The organism is Pseudomonas sp. NFPP12 (assembly GCF_900103205.1).
Taxonomy (GTDB): Bacteria; Pseudomonadota; Gammaproteobacteria; order Pseudomonadales; family Pseudomonadaceae; genus Aquipseudomonas; species Aquipseudomonas protegens.
The window spans coordinates 795,238-812,926 of sequence record NZ_FMWW01000003.1; the positions used below are offsets into that span (position 1 = coordinate 795,238).

General features: G+C 62.6%; 13 protein-coding genes and 1 tRNA gene. 3 read left to right on the forward strand and 11 right to left on the reverse strand.

Annotated elements, in window-relative coordinates; all coding sequences use genetic code 11:
* Positions 1 to 9 precede the first annotated feature (9 nt).
* Both pfkB and ptsP read right to left on the reverse strand, forming a co-directional pair.
* Entirely contained in the window at positions 10 to 951 is a 942-nt protein-coding gene (gene pfkB, locus BLS75_RS16420) for a 1-phosphofructokinase (protein WP_072451294.1), read from the reverse strand.
* Positions 951 to 3,812 (reverse strand): phosphoenolpyruvate--protein phosphotransferase, encoded by a 2,862-nt coding sequence (ptsP, locus tag BLS75_RS16425; protein WP_072451295.1) that lies wholly within the window; start codon positions 3,810 to 3,812, stop codon positions 951 to 953. The genes pfkB and ptsP overlap by 1 nt, the downstream gene beginning before the upstream one ends.
* A gap of 301 nt (positions 3,813 to 4,113) precedes the next feature.
* Here ptsP and cra point away from each other — a divergent pair, with 301 nt between their 5' ends.
* Both cra and BLS75_RS16435 read left to right on the forward strand, forming a co-directional pair.
* Positions 4,114 to 5,109 (forward strand): catabolite repressor/activator, encoded by a 996-nt coding sequence (gene cra / locus BLS75_RS16430; protein WP_072451296.1) that lies wholly within the window; start codon positions 4,114 to 4,116, stop codon positions 5,107 to 5,109.
* A gap of 3 nt (positions 5,110 to 5,112) precedes the next feature.
* A complete protein-coding gene (locus BLS75_RS16435; protein ID WP_072451297.1) occupies positions 5,113 to 5,904 on the forward strand; it encodes a TatD family hydrolase in 792 nt (263 codons plus the stop codon).
* Here the strand turns inward: BLS75_RS16435 and BLS75_RS16440 are convergent.
* The 5 genes from BLS75_RS16440 to BLS75_RS16460 all read right to left on the reverse strand — a co-directional run bounded on the left by BLS75_RS16440 (position 5,890) and on the right by BLS75_RS16460 (position 12,435).
* The gene (locus BLS75_RS16440) at positions 5,890 to 6,261 is read right to left on the reverse strand and encodes a hypothetical protein (protein ID WP_072451298.1); all 372 of its coding nucleotides are present in this window, start codon (positions 6,259 to 6,261) and stop codon (positions 5,890 to 5,892) included. The genes BLS75_RS16435 and BLS75_RS16440 overlap by 15 nt on opposite strands.
* Positions 6,262 to 6,457: 196 nt before the next feature.
* The gene (locus BLS75_RS16445; protein WP_072451299.1) at positions 6,458 to 8,488 is read right to left on the reverse strand and encodes a methyl-accepting chemotaxis protein; all 2,031 of its coding nucleotides are present in this window, start codon (positions 8,486 to 8,488) and stop codon (positions 6,458 to 6,460) included.
* A 261-nt stretch (positions 8,489 to 8,749) separates the two neighbouring features.
* Positions 8,750 to 9,586, reverse strand: a complete 837-nt coding sequence (gene ampE, locus BLS75_RS16450; protein WP_011059211.1) for a regulatory signaling modulator protein AmpE — start codon at positions 9,584 to 9,586, stop codon at positions 8,750 to 8,752.
* Entirely contained in the window at positions 9,583 to 10,143 is a 561-nt protein-coding gene (gene ampD / locus BLS75_RS16455) for a 1,6-anhydro-N-acetylmuramyl-L-alanine amidase AmpD (RefSeq protein WP_072451300.1), read from the reverse strand. The genes ampE and ampD overlap by 4 nt, the downstream gene beginning before the upstream one ends.
* A 63-nt stretch (positions 10,144 to 10,206) precedes the next feature.
* On the reverse strand, positions 10,207 to 12,435 hold the full coding sequence (locus BLS75_RS16460) for a DUF1631 domain-containing protein (protein WP_053149016.1): 2,229 nt from the start codon (positions 12,433 to 12,435) through the stop codon (positions 10,207 to 10,209).
* 363 nt (positions 12,436 to 12,798) lie between these two features.
* Between BLS75_RS16460 and nadC the strand changes: the two genes are divergently transcribed.
* On the forward strand, positions 12,799 to 13,647 hold the full coding sequence (nadC, locus tag BLS75_RS16465; protein WP_072451301.1) for a carboxylating nicotinate-nucleotide diphosphorylase: 849 nt from the start codon (positions 12,799 to 12,801) through the stop codon (positions 13,645 to 13,647).
* 40 nt (positions 13,648 to 13,687) lie between these two features.
* Here the strand turns inward: nadC and BLS75_RS16470 are convergent, their stop codons facing one another.
* The 4 genes from BLS75_RS16470 to pnp form a co-directional block, all read right to left on the reverse strand.
* Complete coding sequence (locus tag BLS75_RS16470; RefSeq protein ID WP_015634123.1) at positions 13,688 to 13,984, reverse strand: DUF6388 family protein; 297 nt, start codon at positions 13,982 to 13,984, stop codon at positions 13,688 to 13,690.
* Positions 13,985 to 14,305: 321 nt separating this feature from the next.
* The gene (locus BLS75_RS16475; protein WP_072451302.1) at positions 14,306 to 14,836 is read right to left on the reverse strand and encodes a hypothetical protein; all 531 of its coding nucleotides are present in this window, start codon (positions 14,834 to 14,836) and stop codon (positions 14,306 to 14,308) included.
* 424 nt (positions 14,837 to 15,260) lie between these two features.
* Positions 15,261 to 15,336, reverse strand: a tRNA-Thr gene (locus tag BLS75_RS16480).
* Positions 15,337 to 15,455: 119 nt separating this feature from the next.
* On the reverse strand, positions 15,456 to 17,561 hold the full coding sequence (pnp, locus tag BLS75_RS16485; protein WP_015634122.1) for a polyribonucleotide nucleotidyltransferase: 2,106 nt from the start codon (positions 17,559 to 17,561) through the stop codon (positions 15,456 to 15,458).
* Positions 17,562 to 17,689: the final 128 nt, after the last annotated feature.

Consider the following 17,689-nt stretch of genomic DNA (forward strand, 5'->3'; position numbering starts at 1 on the left):
GCAACCCTCTTATTGTTCTAGGAGGGGATGCACGCGCACCCCCTGCTCCAGCCGGGCCAGTTGCACCCTGTCGCTGATGCCGAAACCGATCTGGGTCACGGCCATGGCGGCAATCGCCGTGGCGGTGCGCAGGGTCTGTTCAAACGGCTGGGCGCTGAGCAGGCCGTGGAGCATGCCCGCGAGCAGCGAGTCGCCGGCGCCTACGGTGCTGACCACGCGGACCTTGGGCGGCAAGGCCTGCAGGGACGGCGCGGCGCTGAACCAGTTGACCCCCTCGGCGCCGTGGGACACCACCACATGCTCGACGCCCTGGGCGCGCAACTGGCGCGCAGCCTCGGCCTGCCCGGCCACTGAAACCACCGGGCTGCCCAGGGCGTCCGCCAGCTCTTCGGTGTTGGGCTTGACCAGCCAGGGGCCTGCCGCCAGGCCGGCGCGCAAGGCAGCGCCGCTGGTGTCGAGGGCGACTTTAAGACCGAGGTTTTTCAAACGCAGCAGCAGGGCCTGGAACCATTCGGGGCTGACCCCACGCGGCAGGCTGCCGGCCACCACCACCGCGTCATGCCCGGGAGCGATCTGTTCCAGGCGTTCAAGCAGGGCCTGTTGCGCAGCTTCACTGACCTCGGGCCCTGGGCCGTTGATATCGGTAATGCGCCCGTCGCCTTCGGCCAGCTTGATGTTGCTGCGAGTGTCCCCGGGCACACGGATAAAGGCGTCGACAAACCCGCGCTGGGCAAACAACAGGTCGAAGGCCTGCGGATTGTTTTCCCCGAGAAAGCCGCTGACGGTCAGTTGATGGCCGAGGTCGGCCAGCACCTGGGCCACGTTCACGCCCTTGCCAGCGGCGTGGGTGTACATGGCGTCGCTGCGGTTGACCTGCCCTGCGTCCAGGCGCGCCAGCTGCACCGTCAGGTCCAGCGCCGGGTTGAGGGTCAGGGTGAGAATCTTCGCCATTACATGGCCTCCACTAGGGCGCGCACTTCGTTGGCGCTGCCGACGGCCAGGGCCTGTTGAGCAAGGGTTTGTACCTGGGCCAGGCGCAGTTCACGGATCCGCGCCTTGACCTCGGCGATGCTGCGTCCGGAAACACTGAGTTCATCCACCCCCAGGCCCACCAGCACCGGCACCGCCAGTGGGTCGGCCGCCAGCTCGCCGCAGACCCCGACCCACTTGCCGTGGGCGTGGGCGGCACGCACGGTGATGTCGATCAGTTGCAGCACCGCCGGGTGCAGGCCGTCGGCCTGGGCGGAAAGGGTCGGGTGGCCACGATCGATGGCCAGGGTGTATTGGGTCAGGTCGTTGGTGCCGATGCTGAAGAAGTCCACTTCCTTGGCCAGCACCGGCGCCAGCAGGGCGGCGGACGGCACTTCGATCATGATCCCCAGTTGCAGGTCGGCCACCGGGATTTCCCGGCGCAGGCGCTCGGTCATGTCCCGGGCCTGACGCCATTCTTCGACGCTGCCGACCATGGGGAACATGATCCGCAGCGGGCGGTTGTCCGCCGAGCGCAACAGGGCGCGCAATTGCGCTTCCATGATCAGTGGCCGCTGCAGGGTCAGGCGGATGCCGCGCACGCCGAGGAAGGGGTTTTCCTCCTTGGCGATCGGCCAGTAAGGCAGCGGTTTGTCGCCGCCCACGTCCAGGGTGCGCACCACCAGCGGACGCCCGGCGAGGCCGTCGAGCACGCGGCGGTATTCGGCTTCCTGGGTGGCTTCGTCCGGGGCCTGGGGATGGGCCATGAAGATCAGTTCGGTGCGCAGCAGGCCGATGCCTTCGGCGCCGTTTTCCACGGCGGCCGCGACACCGGCGCTTTCACCGATATTGGCGAACACCTCGACCGCGTGACCATCGGTGGTATGGGCCGCCTGATGACGTTGCTCGGCGGCCGCCTTGAGCCGTTGCTCGCGGTTGTCGCGCTCTTCGGCCGCCCGTTGCAAGGTCGTGCTATCAGCGTCGACATGCAGGCGCCCGCGTTGGCCGTCCAGCAACAAGGGCGTACCGGACTTGATCAGCAGCACGCTGGCCCCCGCGCCCACCAGGGCCGGAATCCCCAGGGCCCGGGCGACGATGGCGCTGTGGGCGGTGGCGCCGCCGCGGGCGGTGAGAATACCGGCGACCCGGGTCGGATCGAGGCGCGCGACGTCCGAAGGGCCTACTTCATCCATCACCAGGATGTAGGGCTGGTCCGGCTCGGCCGGGGTTTCAATGCCGCACAGTTGCGCCAGCACCCGGCGGCCGATGTCCCGCAGGTCGGCGGCGCGCTCGGCGAGCAAGGCGTCCTGCAGGGCTTCCTGCTGTTTGGCAGCACTTTCGATCACGGTCATCCACGCCGCTTCGGCGCTTTCGCCCTGCTTGAGGCGGGTGTCCACTTCATCGCTCAGTTCGGGGTCGTCGAGCATTTCCTGATGGGTGATGAAGATTTCGCGGATGGCCTTGGCCTGGCTGCGCTGGATCAGCCCCTGGATGTCCTCGCGGACCTCGGCCAGGGCCTGCTGCAAGCGCTGGCGCTCGATGGCGGTGGACTCGCCCCGCAGTGGGTAATCGATACTTTGCTGGACCTGGATATGGGCCGGGCCGATGGCGATTCCGGGCGCAGCGGCGATGGCCTGGATCAGGCTGCCGGAGGTCGGGGCGCTGAGCGGCTCGACGACCTCTTGTGGCTCTTGCCGAGGCGTGCTGACAGCCGGCAATGGCTCGACCTCTTCGCCCAGGCCCTCTTCGATGGCTGCCAGTAACGCGGGCAAGGCATCGGCGGCAATGCTGGGTTCAGCGATCAGTTCCAGTACCTGGCCGCGCCGCGCCCCTAGGCTCAGCAGCTTGCTCAGGCTTTTGACCGAGACCGCAGAATCCTTGCCATCGACGATGCGGATGCGGATCTCGCCTTCAAAGTTCTTTGCCAGTTGCGCCAGCACCTTGGCCGGGCGCGCATGCAGGCCGTGGGCGTTGGCCAGGGCGATGCGGGCGCTGGGCCAGTCCGCCGGCAACTCGCCACCGAGCACTTCCAGGACTGCGCGGCTGCTGGTGGCGCGGCCCAATTCCTGGCCACGGCCTTCGATCAGCAGCGCACACAGGCGCTCCAGCAGGGCCTGGTGGGCTTCCCCCAGGCTGGCCAGGCAGAACAGGCCGCTGAGGGGCTGGCCCAGGTAGCGGATGGGTTTGTCCGGGGTGACGAACGCCAGCCCCGGGCGCAGCACGGTCTGCTCGCTGTGCAGCCACCACAGGCCGTCACCCAGGGGCAGCGCCTCCACCTGTTGCAGCACCGCGGCAAAGCCGTTGCTCACGCACTCGGCCTGGCGCAGCAGGCGAGCGCCGCGCCAGACCAGCTCTTCGAAATCTTCCGCCGCCACACCGAGGCCGATCATCTGTGCGTCCAGCGCCAGTTCCTGGGGTGCGCCCTGCAACAACTTGAGCAGGGCCTGGGGAGAGCTGGCGCGACGCAGGGCCTGGCCCAGGTCGGTTTCACCCAGGGCGCGGGTCAGGAGTTGCAGGAGTCGCAAATGCTCGTCGGATTTGGCCGCGATGCCGATGGCCAGGTAGACGATCTGCCCGTCGCCCCAATCCACGCCGTCGGGAAACTGCAGCAGGCGCACACCGGTGGCAAAGACCTGGTCGCGGGTTTCCGGGGTGCCGTGGGGAATGGCGATGCCTTGGCCAAGAAAGGTCGAGCCCTGGGCTTCGCGGGCCTGGAGACCAGCCAGGTAACCCTCGGCCACCAGGCCGTCCGCCACCAGTTTGCCGGCCAGCAAGTGCAACGCCGCGGACTTATCCACAGCCGACTGGCCCATGGATATCTGCTCTACAGTGAGCTCGAGCATGGCTTCTCCTATTTAGCGCGGCAGGGGGCGGCGCTAGGTATTGTTTTAAGTAAGCAGCGTAGGCGTCTTTACTGCCACAAACGGGACTCGGTGCCTGGCAGGGGCGTTTTCCGTTCGGGCTTGGGCCTAGAAAATACGCTTGCTGAAACGTTTAATCTAGCAAGTTTGGTACGTTACTCCATAATCTCGAGCGCTTGAAGTCCTTCTGGTCGATTGCCGGTTCCGACGTTGGTCGCCTGCCCAGATCAGGTAGGATTGGCGAAAATATCGGGGCAAGCACCAAAAACAAGGAAATCCCGGGTTGAAACTCAGTGATATCGCTCGCCTGGCCGGTGTGTCTGTGACCACCGCCAGTTACGTCATCAACGGCAAGGCCGAACAACAACGCATCAGCAACGCCACCGTGGAACGGGTGCGGGCGGTGGTGGAAGAACACGGCTTTACGCCCAACCCCCAGGCGGCCGGCTTGCGCAGCCGGCACACCCGTACCTTGGGTTTCATTCTCCCGGACCTGGAGAACCCCAGCTACGCACGCATCGCCAAGCTGCTGGAGCAAGGCGCCCGGGCCCGAGGGTATCAGCTGCTGATCGCCAGCTCCGACGACGCTCCGGACAGCGAGCGACAATTGCTCCAGCTGTTCCGCGCCCGGCGTTGCGACGCGCTATTCGTCGCCAGCTGCCTGCCGCCGGAAGACGACAGCTACCAGCAGTTGCAGGCCCAGGGCCTGCCGATCATCGCCATCGACCGGGTGATGCCGCCCGAGCTGTTCTGCTCGGTGATCAGCGATGACCTGCAAGCCAGCCTGCACCTGACCCAGAGCCTGCTTGAGCCTGAGCCCAAGCAGATCGTACTGATCGGTGCGCGCCCGGAACTGAGCATCAGCCAGGAGCGTGCCGCCGGTTTCCGCCAGGCCCTCGAGGGTTTCGGCGGCGAGGTGCTGATCGAGCACGGCGAAGCCTTCAGTCGTGATTGCGGCCGCCAGCTGATGGAAGAGCTGCTGCAGCGCCTGGGTCATCTGCCGGATGCCCTGGTGACCACCTCCTATGTCCTGCTGCAAGGGGTATTCGATGCCTTGCACGACTTCCCGCTCAAATCCCGGCCGCTGCGCCTGGGCACCTTTGGCGATACCCAGTTGCTGGATTTCCTGCCGCTGCCGGTCAACGCCATGGCCCAGCAGCATCAACTGATCGCCGAAAAAGCCCTGCAACTGGCCTTGGCGGCGATTGAAGAAGCGCATTACCAGCCTGGCGTTCAGGCCATCGCGCGGACCTTCAAACAGCGTATCCGACAGGCTTGAAGCATGGAGCTGATCGACAGCCACACCCATCTGGATTTTCCGGATTTCGACGACGACCGTGAGGCGCTGCTGGCGGACAGCCGCGCCCAGGGAGTCTCGCGAATGGTGGTGCTGGGGGTCTATCAGGCCAATTGGCAGCGGGTCTGGGACCTGGTGCAGAACGATGCCAGGTTATACGCGGCCTTTGGCCTGCACCCGGTCTATCTGGACGCTCATCAACCCGCCGACCTCAAGCAACTGGGCGACTGGCTGACACGCCTGGCGGGGCATCCGCAGCTGTGCGCGGTGGGCGAGATCGGCCTGGATTACTTTCTTGAACAACTGGACCGCGAACGCCAGCAATCGCTGTTCGAAGCCCAGTTGCAGCTGGCAGCGGACTTTCACTTGCCCGCCCTGCTACACGTGCGGCGCAGCCACGCGGCGGTGATCGCCACCTTGAAGCGCTTCAAGCTCAAGCGCGGCGGCATCATCCACGCCTTCGCCGGCAGCCGCGAGGAAGCCCGGGAATACCTCAAGCTCGGTTTCAAGCTGGGCTTGGGCGGCGCCGCTACCTGGCCCCAGGCCCTGCGCTTGCGCAAGGTGATCGCCGGGTTGCCCCTGGAGTCCGTGGTGCTGGAAACCGATTCACCGGACATGGCCCCGGCGATGTTCCCCAGCCAGCGCAACAGCCCGCAGCATTTGCCGGCCATCTGCGCCGCCCTGGCAGAGATCATCGGCATCACCTCCGAGCAACTGGCCAGCGCCAGCACCCGCAACGCCTGCGAACTGTTCGGCTGGTCTTCAGCCGGCCTGTAGCAGCAGTGGCCGGCGCTGGCGCCGACGGGCAATCCCCATCACCAGCAGGTAGCTCGCCAGCATCAGCGTGGAAACGCTCAGTTGCTGGCCCAGGCTCACCAGCCCGACCCACTCCAGCACCAGGGTCACCAGTAGCACCGTGGCACACAGCACGATCAGGGTCGCGCGCAGGGTGGCCAACGACCCCAGGGACTTGAGGCGCTTGATCTGCTGGGGGCAACTGAGCTTCAGCGGTTTGTGGCAATGGTGGCAGTTGAAGGGTTCGTGCAACGCCATGGCATTGAGTTGCCAGGGTTCGAGTTCAAGGAGGGTCTGGCAATGGGCGCAGCGGCCCTGGATTCCAGAAGTGGCAGTCATCAACGTATTTCCTCAGGGCCATGCAAGGCACATGGCCAACTGGTCGAACAGCCTGCGGGATCACCGGGGCTGAAAAATCAGACGCGCAGGAAAACAGGAAACACGCGACAAACAAAGCATTCATTTACTACCGATTGTATGCAAAGCAGCGAAGCCCCTGGTTTCCGGGGCCTCGCCAAGAGCGGGAGCACGTTGCTCAGACGCGGAAAGCGCCGATCAATTGCTTCAGTTGCACCACCTGGACCGACAGCTGCCGGCTGGCATCCTCGGTCTGGTGCGCGCCCTCGGCAGTGCGCTCACCGGCACGATTGATCTCGACGATGTTCTGGTCGATGTCGTGGGCCACCGCGGTCTGCTGCTCCACGGCCGCGGCGATTTGCTGGTTCTGGTCGACGATCATGCCTACCGCCCCAAGGATATTTTCCAGCGCCTGCTGGACCTTCTCCGACTGGTCCACCGTGCCGTTGGCCATGGCGTGGCTGCTGCCCATGGCCTTGACCGCCGCGCTGACGCCGCCATGCAGCTTGCCGATCATGTCCTCGATTTCCTCGGTGGACTGCTGGGTACGCTTGGCCAGGGTCCGTACCTCATCGGCGACCACCGCAAAGCCACGGCCCTGCTCACCGGCGCGCGCGGCCTCGATGGCCGCATTGAGGGCCAGCAGGTTGGTCTGCTCGGCGATGCTCTTGATCACCTCCAGCACCCGGCTGATGGACTGGCTGTCGCTGGCCAGCTGGTTGATCACCAGCACCGACTGGTCGATCTCGCTGGCGAGCCGGGCAATGCTGCCCTGCTGGGACTCCACCAGCCCGCGGCCGCTGATGGTTTCGTCGTTCACGCTGTGGGCGCTGCTGACCGCCGCCGCGGCGCTGCGAGCCACTTCCTGGGAGGTGGCGGACATCTGGTTCATCGCCGTGGCCACTTGCTCGATCTGGGTGCGCTGGCCAGCCACGGCCTGATTGCTCTGGGCCGATACACTCTGCACTTGCCCGGCCTGGCGCTCCACCTCACTGACGGTGTGGCCAACCCGCTCGATCAGGTCGTGGATTTTCAGCACGGTGCCGTTGAACACACTGCCCAGTTCCCCCAGTTCGTCGCGGCTGTGGGCGGTGAAGCTGACGGTCATGTCCCCCGCCGCTACCTTGTCCATCATCGCGCCCAGGCGCCGCAGAGTGGTGCGGGTGGAAGCGTAGAAACCGCCGTACAGGTAGACGATGGAGAGAAACACCAGGGCCAGGGCCGCCACCAGCAGCACCATGTGGCGACGGTTCTGCTCCAGGCGCTTTTGCAACTCGACATCCAGGAATTTCAAGGTGCCTTCATTGAGCTGGTAGGTCTGCGCCATCAGCCCGCTGACCTGGTCGTAGAAGGCCTGCCAGGGCGCATCCAGGGTATCGGCCATCACCACCTGCTCCTCGAACAGCTCGCTGGCCTGCTTGAGGCTGCCCTTGCTGGTCGTGGCCAGCGTGTCGAGAGCATCGTGGGCAGCGCGGCTGGACCCTAGGGCATCCTGCAACTTGAGCCCGTATTCGGCCTGGAGCTTTTCGATCTGTACCAGCAATTCGTCGAAACGCGTGCTGGACGAGGAATTGAGGAACCCCTGGCCCAGGGAGTAGGCGCCCATGGCCCGGCCTTCACCGAGGATCTGGGTAACCTGCGGGGTGACGCTGGTGATCAGCTCGCTGAGCTGGCGAATGTCACCCTGGCCATCGCGGCTCAGGCCCGACTGGCTGGCGATGATCTGGCTGAACAACTGCGCGCTGCCCAGCAACTTGCCGATCAGGCCGCTTTTGTTCAGCAGCGAGCTTTCCACTTGCTGGGTCTTGAAGGCGGCAACCAGTTCATCGCGCTTGGCGTTGAAGACCTCCACCTGCTGTGGGTCCGTGGTTACCGCCTGCAAGGCCTGCAGGCGTTCCAGCACGGATTTCTCCAGGGCCACAATCTTGCCTTCCAGGTCCCCTGCCTTGCCGGACTGACCGAGGCTGGCGTTGATCTGCACCAGGTTATTGAGGGTTTCCAGGTCTCGGCGCAGGGCCAGGCTGCTGCCCAGCAGGTCGAGGCTTTGCAGTTCGACCCGGGTGCCCTGGAATTCGCGGTAGGAGTCGCGCACCAGATAGAAGTTGGTCACCAGCATGGGTAGAAAGAACAGCACGCTGATCAGGCTGAACTTCATGCCGAAGCTCAGGCGGTTCATCAGCGCGACAGCGGGATAGAGCAAGCTCTTCACAAAGAAGTCTCCCTTTTCTTTTATTGTTATTGGCAGGCAGGCGAAGGCAGCAGATAGCCACTATTCGGCGCTCCGTCTGTATAGCTCAATTTCGTGGGAGGTTTTGTAACTTAAAGTTAACCGCCAGCGCGGCATCCAGGGGACGCTCGCGGGCTGTGGCGAGGGAGCTTGCTCCCGATCGACGGCGCAGCCGTCGCACTCTCTGCGATGCGCTGCGCCAGAAAACCCTCGGTGGGCGGTTGGGGCCAGCCCTTGCTCACCTCAGGCCAGGACGGTCCACAGGGCAAAGCCGGCGTACCAGAGCACCGCCGCCCGCAACAACAGCTCCCAGATACGATCCAGGCTGTTGATACCTTCGGGCCCGACTTCCGGCGGCGGGATTTCCGCGGCCACCAGGCCAACCTTTTCCACCAACTGCGCGGCACCGATATGCCAGTTGAGCAACTCGTGGAGCATCACCCGCCCGACTGCGACAAAGTTGCCCACCAGGGCAAAACTCGCCGCCAGCAGGCGCACCGGCAACCAGTCGAAGGCATGTCGCAACTGCCCCGCGCGTTCGACCAGGGCGGGGTTCTTGCCATGTTCGGCGGCGAGAGCCAACAGGCGATAGCTCAGGGCCGCTACCGGCCCCAGCAGGAAGTACCAGAAGATCACCGCGAAGAAACTCTGGAAGGCCTGCCACAGCAGGTGGCCCTGCACTCGCTCCAGCAGTTGTTCGCCATTTTCGGCGCAGATGCCCAGGTCACGTTCTGCGACATGGGCTGCCGCTTGCAGATCCTCACGCCGCCAGGCGTCACGGAACGGGCCCAGCTCACCCAGCAGATCGCCGCGACCCAGGGCGTAGATCACCACCAGCAGGTGCACCGGCAGCGCCAGCAAGCCATAAGCGATGGGCTCCAGCACCAGCAGCAACAGCCCGAGCAGCGCCACCGGCAGCAACACCATGACGATCAGCAGCCACCACGGATGCCCGGCCATACGCGGGCTCGACTCCAGCCGCGCCAGTTCCCCCAGCCACCAGCCATCACGCTGTACCCGCTGGCGCAGGGCCGAGAACTTCTCGATCCACACCGCCAACAGCAACACCAGAAAACTCATTGTCCTTCCCCCTTCTCCAAGGCGGCACGAAAGCGTACCCAGTCGAATCCCGGGCCCGGGTCGGTCTTGCGCCCGGGCGCGATGTCGCTATGCCCGCAGATCCGTTGTGGCGTGATGTCGCTGAAGGCCCGCCGCAGTTGCCTGCTCAGGCTGATCAACGAGTGATATTGAGCATCGCTGAAAGGCTGATCATCGGTGCCTTCCAGTTCGATGCCCAGGGAAAAGTCGTTGCACGTCTCACGCCCCTGGAAACTCGAGACACCGGCATGCCAGGCCCGATCCAGGCAGGAAACGAATTGGGTGACGGCGCCGTCACGCTCAATCAGAAAATGCGCAGAAACACGCAGATCGGCGATCCCGGCAAAATAGGGATGCTCTGTGACATCAAGGCGATTCTGGAAGAATTCCTGCACCTTGCCGGTGCCGAACTGCCCCGGCGGCAGGCTGATGTTGTGAATCACCAGCAGGGAAATCTCGCCCGCCGGACGTTCATTGAAATTGGGTGACGGGCAATGCCGTACGCCATGACACCACCCCGTGGCAGGGTCCAGCCGCATACCGATTCCTTCAACTAAAGCCTTGGGTGGCCCAGTATGCCGCGTTATCCCCTCGGGTTGCGATCACTTGCCGTGATTGAGTCGCTGCAGGTTGCCGATCACCGATTCCAGGGCGCGGTCGAACAGCAGGGTGTCATCCAGGGCGCGCACTGCGCCACGCTGGAACTCCAGGGCCAGGCCCATGCGCGTACGCTCCAGCACCTTCATGCCGGTGCGGTTGACGAACACGTATTTGGCCACCGGATGGGGAACAATCGCCGCCAGTTTGCAGCGCAGGGTGTTGTCCTCGTCCTCCAGGAATTCGACCCAGGCCCCAAGCCGCAGTTGGTCCACCCATTGCACGCTGGGGTCGTTGGCCGGCAACGCCAGCGGCGCGACTTCCAGCGGGCCCTCTTCAGCACTGGGCAGGACAATCTCTTCGGCCACCACGATCATGTGTGCAGGGTCTGCTTCCAGGACGGCACCCTGCAGTTGCGGGGCCTGAGCCTCGCGCTCGAATGCCTGCAAGTGCAGGAGCTCCAGCTGGCTGAAGAACTCGCTGGTAGCGAAAGGATCGAAAGCCGCCGCGCTCAAACCCTCGCGCAGGCCCTTGAGCAACCCCGGCACCAGCGCCAGCAAGCGCATGGCAGTATCCGGCTGTTCATGGCGCTGCACGCTCCAGATCAGCTCCAGCAGGGTCTGCTCCGCAGTTTGCCACTCTGGCGAGTCGTCGCCGTGCTTGAGGCAACTGAGCAGCATCACCTGGCTCCAGGCTTCGCGGACAAAATCCACCACCTTCTGCGGCAACACCTTGCCCAGCAGGGCGTCATTCAGGGCCTGCTCTACCCGGCGCCGGGCCAGCTCGGCTCTGGCCCGCCCTTCCTCGGCGTCACGGGTACGCTGCTCCAGCAACTCGGCGCGACGCCGCTCGTCGGCAGTGAAGGCCAGGAAGTCCGCCAGCAGCTCGGAGAAGATCGCCGGGTCATCGCTGAACTCGCTGAGCAGGCGTTGCACCACTTGCTCGATCCGCAGGTACAGACTGTCGCGCTGGTGGTCATCGCAACCGCCCCAGCCCATGGCTGCAGCGGCGATCTCATTGAGCAGGCGCCGGGCCGGGTGATTGCCGCGGCTGAAGAAACTCTTGTCCAGCACCGCCACCTTGAGCATGGGAATCTGCAGGCGGCCAATCAGCGCCTTGAGCGAGTCCGGCAGGTTGCGGTCATCGAGAATGCATTCGAAGAGCATGGCGATCAGGTTGATCACGTCTTCATCGGCCACATCCACCACCCGGGATTTGCCGCTCTTGACGCTGACCCGGGTGAGCAATTGTTCCAACTGGTTGCGCAGGTCGAAATCGTCCTGGGCGCTGGGCGCCGGCACGTATTGCTGCAGGTGCGATAGCAGGCGCATGAGGTCGCGGGTGGAAATCGGCTGGGTTTCGGCGCTGGCTTCCAGGGTCGGCGCCACGCTGCCACGCACATGAAACAGCAGGGTCTGCAGGGCGGCGAAAACTTCCTGCACGCTCTCGTCGAGCTGCGACTGGCTGGATTTCGCCGTGCCCCCCTCGGTCGCTGACGCACGGGCCTCGGCCTGGGCTCGATCGGCCGCCCGGCGGGCCGGAGCAGGCATCAGTTCCGGCAGGATCCCGGTGGCGATCAGCAGTTGGTTGGCTTCGGCATAGAGTTGTTCGGCATCGCTGAGCACATAACGCTCGAACAACTTGAGGATGATCAGCTTGACCTTGATTTCCACCCCCAGGCTGCGCCCGGCCTGGAGGAAATACTCGCAGAGCAGCGCCGGCCCCAGGGGGTTGTCCCCATCCACCAGGCGCCGTCCCAGCAGCACACTCAGGCGCTCCGTCAACTGCCCCAGGGCGAAGCCATCACGGTTGAGCACCTTGGCCACCATGGCATCCACCGCGACGGTCTTTTCCAGGTCATCGTGGGACGGATCCAGTGATGGGTCGTAGACCACGGCATGGGGAATGGCCAGGGCCGGGTCATACTGCACCAGGCAGGCAAAAGCCTGGAAGAACGCCTCCAGGAAACCGCGCTCGATGCTCTTGCGCTTCAGCCGCAGGTCGCGCATGGCTTCGAAGAGGGTGTTTTGCTCGACGTTGTTGCGGGCCCGATCGGCCATTTCGAACAGGGTGTCATCAGCGTTATCGAACAGTTCCTGCAAGCCGTGGCGCAATTGCTGGGCGGCCTTGTCTCGGACCTGAAGCAGAATCACAGGCAGGCGGGCAAGCGGCGAAGCGGTCGCCTGATCTGTAGCGGCCTTGTGCAAAGGCACTACATTCCCGTCGTTGTGCATCCAAGCCTCCTGGAAAGGTGTTTCTTCGGTTCGAGATCAAGATTCAGTCAAGCCGACGACGCTCACAGCCGGCTCTCAGCGGAGGCGCATGCACTCCACTGCACTTCATTTAGGGGGAAGCCAAAGACACGTCAAAGCTATGACGTCAATTACAAGTCATATTATCTTGTAAAAGTCCCCTCTTGCGCCAGCAGACTCTGTGGCCTCCTCCGAAATAACCCCTAGCGACTCAAGAAAAGTCACTCCTATTCATCAGACAAAGCCATCCAGGACAGGTTCGCCAATGCCTTGCAGGCATTTGCCACCTTGGGTTCGCTGATCCCCTGGCCCTATAATCGGCGCACTTTGTTTGTGGAGCCCGTTATGCCGAATCTACGCCTCGCCGACCTGACCGCCGAAATCGAAGCCAACGTGCGCCGTGCGTTGCTGGAAGACATCGGCAGCGGCGACATCACCGCGCAACTGATCCCGGCCGAACGTCTGGCCAAGGCCACCATCATTACCCGCGAAGCCGCAGTAGTCGCCGGCACCGCCTGGGTCGATGCGGTCTTTCGCCAGCTGGACCCGCGGGTCGCTGTGCACTGGCAAGTGGCCGACGGTGAGCGGGTGGTGCCCAACCAGGTGCTTTTCCACCTCGAAGGCCCAGCCCGCTCGCTGCTCACCGGCGAGCGCAGTGCCCTGAACTTTCTGCAACTGCTGTCCGGCGTGGCCACCCGCGCGCGGTACCTGGCGGACTTTGTCGCCGATACCCAGGTCAAGCTGCTGGATACCCGCAAGACCCTGCCGGGGCTGCGCCTGGCACAGAAGTACGCGGTCACCTGCGGCGGTTGCCACAACCACCGCATCGGCCTGTATGACGCCTTCCTGATCAAGGAAAACCATATCGCTGCCTGCGGCGGTATCGCCCAGGCCATCAGCGCCGCCCACAGGATCGCCCCGGGCAAGCCGGTGGAAGTGGAAGTGGAAAGCCTGGAGGAACTGAAGGAGGCCCTGGCCGCCGGGGCCGACATCATCATGCTCGACGAACTGAGCCTGGACGACATGCGCGAGGCCGTGCGCCTGAACGCCGGCAAGTCCAAGCTGGAAGCCAGTGGCGGGATCAACGAAAGCACCTTGCGCCCGATCGCCGAGACCGGGGTGGATTACATTTCCATCGGTGCCATGACCAAGGACGTGAAAGCGCTGGACCTGTCCATGCGCTTGAGCCTCTGAGCCATGAAAAACGCCAGCCTGGTTCAGGCTGGCGTCGTGCTCAACCGTCGATCTCGTTGAGCTGCAGATAGTCCTCCAGGTCCATGCCCAGCGCTTCAGCAACTTCCTGATGCACCTCCAGGCGCATGGCCTTCAGTTCCTCCGGTGTTTCTGCCACCAGATCGAGCACCAGTTCCCATGGCTCTATGCCGCGGGATTCCGCCTCGTCCTCGAACGCCCACTGCGCCTGCTGCTTCTGCTCTTCCGGGCTCAGGGCGCTGATTTCCTCTTGCAAGGAAGGCGTGGCAGCCAGGTACCTTTCAAGCGCTACGTCGATTCTTGCCTCTTTAGGAATCATCTCGTTCTCTCTGATCGTGGGAATGGAAGATGGATCTGGATCGTTGGGATCTCTCTGCCGCAAAAAACCGTTGTGAACTTCGATTTATCTGGCCTTCAGAACCATTCTGGATCATCTGAAAACAGCATGCTGGTACTCAGACAGGGACCGAATATAGGACCTTTGGTCCACGATTTATATGACCTGATGCACCCATTGGAGAAAAACTCCGGGTTTTCCAAGCCATCGGCAGACGCCAGCCCGGCAGAACCCTCAGAGAACGAGATTTCGCAAATGCAGCCGCAGCGATATTTCATGCCGGTGTTTCACCAGGTTACGGAGCTAGGACCCCACAGCCGTAGCTGTTCCTTTTCTCAAGCAAGCTCCTGTCTGCCCGACATCGATAAGCCTTCTTAGATTATCGAGAATATCGAACTCCTTTACTTCTCCATCCTTGGCTATGAGGATCCCGGCTCTAGTCAGCCATAGATACCCTTCCTTGTTTTGATTAGGGATGACAGTGACTACGAAATTCAATGTCGGACTCTCTGGACGACTCTCCGGCACCTTGGTCTCAGTGAAATTGAAAGTCAGTTCATTATCATCGCCTGGTGAAACGCTTTGCGCGCTGACAACAGGCAGCCGTGCCCTTGAAGCAGCAGGAAACTCAGCGGAATACAACACACTTCCACCCTGTACCTGCTTGGTTATTCTTAAGAAATATTGCTCCAGGTCTTTGGTATTCGTTGGTGTCGTGCAGTCTTCGCCTTCAGCGGCAAAATATTCCCCCTCAAACTCATAAGAGGGTCCTTTCTCACAGGCTGCAAGGGACAGCGACACTATGCCGGCCAAAGCCAGCTTCCACTTCTTCACACCGGTCACTCCATGATTTTCGGGCGTCATTATGCGCAATGCCCCTGGCTGCTACCACCCGGTTCATGACCCGCACAGGTGTGAACAACTGGGCACTAACCTCGTCCAGACACAAAAACACCGAAACCAGATAACCCCGAGCAAACCGCTTAAAACTCGGTACAGGATGCTGAGTACAGGCGTGGAAAGTCTTCGTTGATAGAAGTCTCTCTGGCTGCTAAATCCGCATAAACAATGAGGCGCACGTCCACAAACAACTATAGGAGCGCCAATTGAATAGCACCGGGAACCTCTGAAACTTCCACAGCACACTTTTGCGGGTGCTCCGTAGTTTCCCGCCTTTCAAGGGCGCTTATTCAAAGCCTGGCGAACTTTGTTGGGAGGGTGGGTTTAGACAGCCATAAACTGCTCTCAACCCGAAATGTGGTGCCGGAGACAGGAATCGAACCTGCGACCTTCGCGTTACGAGTGCGCTGCTCTACCGACTGAGCTACACCGGCGTGGGCTAAAACCTAGCACCAGCGCCCCGGGCCGGCAACCGAGCGGCTTTTATTGCAGATAGCAAAACGCCCCGAACCAGTCGGGGCGTCTGCTTGTTCAGCGTGAGGCTAAAGGGGGATTAAACGCCCGAAGCCTTGGCTGCTGCCACGTCTTTGATGGACAGCTTGATACGGCCGCGGTTGTCCACGTCCAGTACCAGCACTTCCACTTCCTGGCCTTCTTTCAGGATGTCGGTGACTTTCTCAACGCGAGCGTCGCTCAGCATGGAGATGTGCACCAGACCGTCCTTGCCCGGCAGGATGTTGACGAAAGCGCCGAAGTCGACGATGCGCTCAACCTTGCCGACGTAGATCTTGCCGATCTCGGCTTCCGCGGTGATGCCCAGAACGCGCTGACGCGCGGCCTCTGCAGCTTCCTTGGTTTCGCCGAAGATCTTGATCGAGCCGTCGTCTTCGATGTCGATCGAAGCCTTGGTTTCTTCACAGATCGCGCGGATGGTGGCGCCGCCTTTACCGATGACGTCACGGATCTTGTCGGTGTCGATCTTCATCGCGATCATGGTCGGAGCGTTGGCCGACAGCTCGGTACGGGACTGACCGATGATCTGGTTCATCTGACCGAGGATGTTCAGGCGAGCTTCCAGGGCCTGGCCCAGGGCGATCTCCATGATCTCTTCGGTGATGCCCTTGATCTTGATGTCCATCTGCAGCGCGGTGACGCCTTTGGCGGTACCGGCTACCTTGAAGTCCATGTCGCCCAGGTGGTCTTCGTCACCCAGGATGTCGGTCAGGACTGCGAACTTCTCGCCTTCCTTGACCAGGCCCATGGCGATACCGGCAACCGGCGCCTTCATTGGTACACCAGCGTCCATCAGCGCCAGGGAAGCACCGCACACGGAAGCCATGGAGCTGGAACCGTTGGACTCGGTGATTTCCGATACTACGCGGATGGTGTAAGGGAACACGTCGGCGGCTGGCAGCATGGCCTGGACCGAACGACGGGCCAGACGGCCGTGACCGATTTCACGACGACCAGCGCCGCCCATGCGACCACACTCGCCCACCGAGAACGGAGGGAAGTTGTAGTGCAGCATGAAGGGGTCTTTCTTTTCGCCTTCCAGGGTGTCCAGCAGCTGTGCGTCACGGGCAGTACCCAGGGTCGCAACCACCAGGGCCTGGGTTTCGCCACGGGTGAACAGGGCCGAACCGTGAGTCTTGGGCAGTACGCCGACTTCGATGTTCAGCGGACGTACGGTGCGGGTGTCGCGGCCGTCGATACGCGGCTTGCCGTTGACGATGTTTTCGCGAACGGTGCGGTATTCGATCTCGCCGAAAGCGGCTTTGACGTCGGACGCCGAAGGCTGGCCTTCTTCACCGGAGAGCTTGGCGACGACCTGGTCTTTCAGCTCGCCCAGGCGAGCGTAACGGTCGGCCTTGACGGTGATGGTGTAAGCCTGGGAGATGGCTTCGCCGAACTCGGCACGGATAGCGCCCAGCAGTTCGGTGGCTTCTGGGGCAGCAGCCCAGTCCCAGGTAGGCTTGGCAGCTTCGGCGGCCAGCTCTTTGACAGCCTTGATCACCGACTGGAATTCGTCGTGGGCGAACAGTACAGCGCCCAGCATCTGGTCTTCGGTCAGCTCTTTGGCTTCCGATTCAACCATCAGTACGGCTTCTTCGGTACCGGCCACGACCATGTCCAGGCTCGAAGCAGCCAGTTGCTCGTAGGTCGGGTTCAGCAGGTAGCCGGTGCTTTCGTGGAAAGCCACACGAGCGGCGCCGATCGGGCCGTCGAAAGGAATGCCGGAGATCGCCAGGGCAGCCGAGGTACCGATCATCGCAGCGATGTCCGGATCGGTCTTCTTGCTGGTGGAAACCACGGTGCAGACAACCTGCACTTCGTTCATGAAGCCTTCTGGGAACAGAGGGCGGATCGGACGGTCGATCAGACGCGAGGTCAGGGTTTCTTTCTCGGAAGGACGGCCTTCGCGCTTGAAGAAACCGCCAGGGATCTTACCGGCAGCGTAAGTCTTTTCCTGGTAGTGAACAGACAGAGGGAAGAAGCCCTTGCCTGGATCGGCTTGCTTGGCGCCAACCACGGTCACCAATACGCTGACGTCGTCGTCAACGGTGACCAATACTGCGCCGGAGGCCTGACGGGCGATACGGCCAGTCTCGAGGGTTACGGTCGACTGACCGAACTGGAATTTTTTGATTACCGGGTTCACGGTGTCCTACCTTCTTTGTGGCTCTTGGGGAAACTTGCTTCTTGCGAAATTCTTGGGCAATGCGGGGAATCGGCCCAGCCTTTATTGTCCAGGTAAAACAGTGCAGCAGATAAAACTTGAGGCTGGAA

Bases quoted from the DNA above. Each gene is read 5' to 3' on its own strand.
- BLS75_RS16460 (WP_053149016.1), bottom strand. From the start codon at position 12,435: ATGCACAACGACGGGAATGTAGTGCCTTTGCACAAGGCCGCTACAGAT.
- BLS75_RS16435 (WP_072451297.1), top strand. From the start codon at position 5,113: ATGGAGCTGATCGACAGCCACACCCATCTGGATTTTCCGGATTTCGAC.
- ptsP (WP_072451295.1), bottom strand. From the start codon at position 3,812: ATGCTCGAGCTCACTGTAGAGCAGATATCCATGGGCCAGTCGGCTGTG.
- BLS75_RS16470 (WP_015634123.1), bottom strand. From the start codon at position 13,984: ATGATTCCTAAAGAGGCAAGAATCGACGTAGCGCTTGAAAGGTACCTG.
- BLS75_RS16440 (WP_072451298.1), bottom strand. From the start codon at position 6,261: ATGACTGCCACTTCTGGAATCCAGGGCCGCTGCGCCCATTGCCAGACC.
- pfkB (WP_072451294.1), bottom strand. From the start codon at position 951: ATGGCGAAGATTCTCACCCTGACCCTCAACCCGGCGCTGGACCTGACG.
- ampE (WP_011059211.1), bottom strand. From the start codon at position 9,586: ATGAGTTTTCTGGTGTTGCTGTTGGCGGTGTGGATCGAGAAGTTCTCG.
- nadC (WP_072451301.1), top strand. From the start codon at position 12,799: ATGCCGAATCTACGCCTCGCCGACCTGACCGCCGAAATCGAAGCCAAC.
- ampD (WP_072451300.1), bottom strand. From the start codon at position 10,143: ATGCGGCTGGACCCTGCCACGGGGTGGTGTCATGGCGTACGGCATTGC.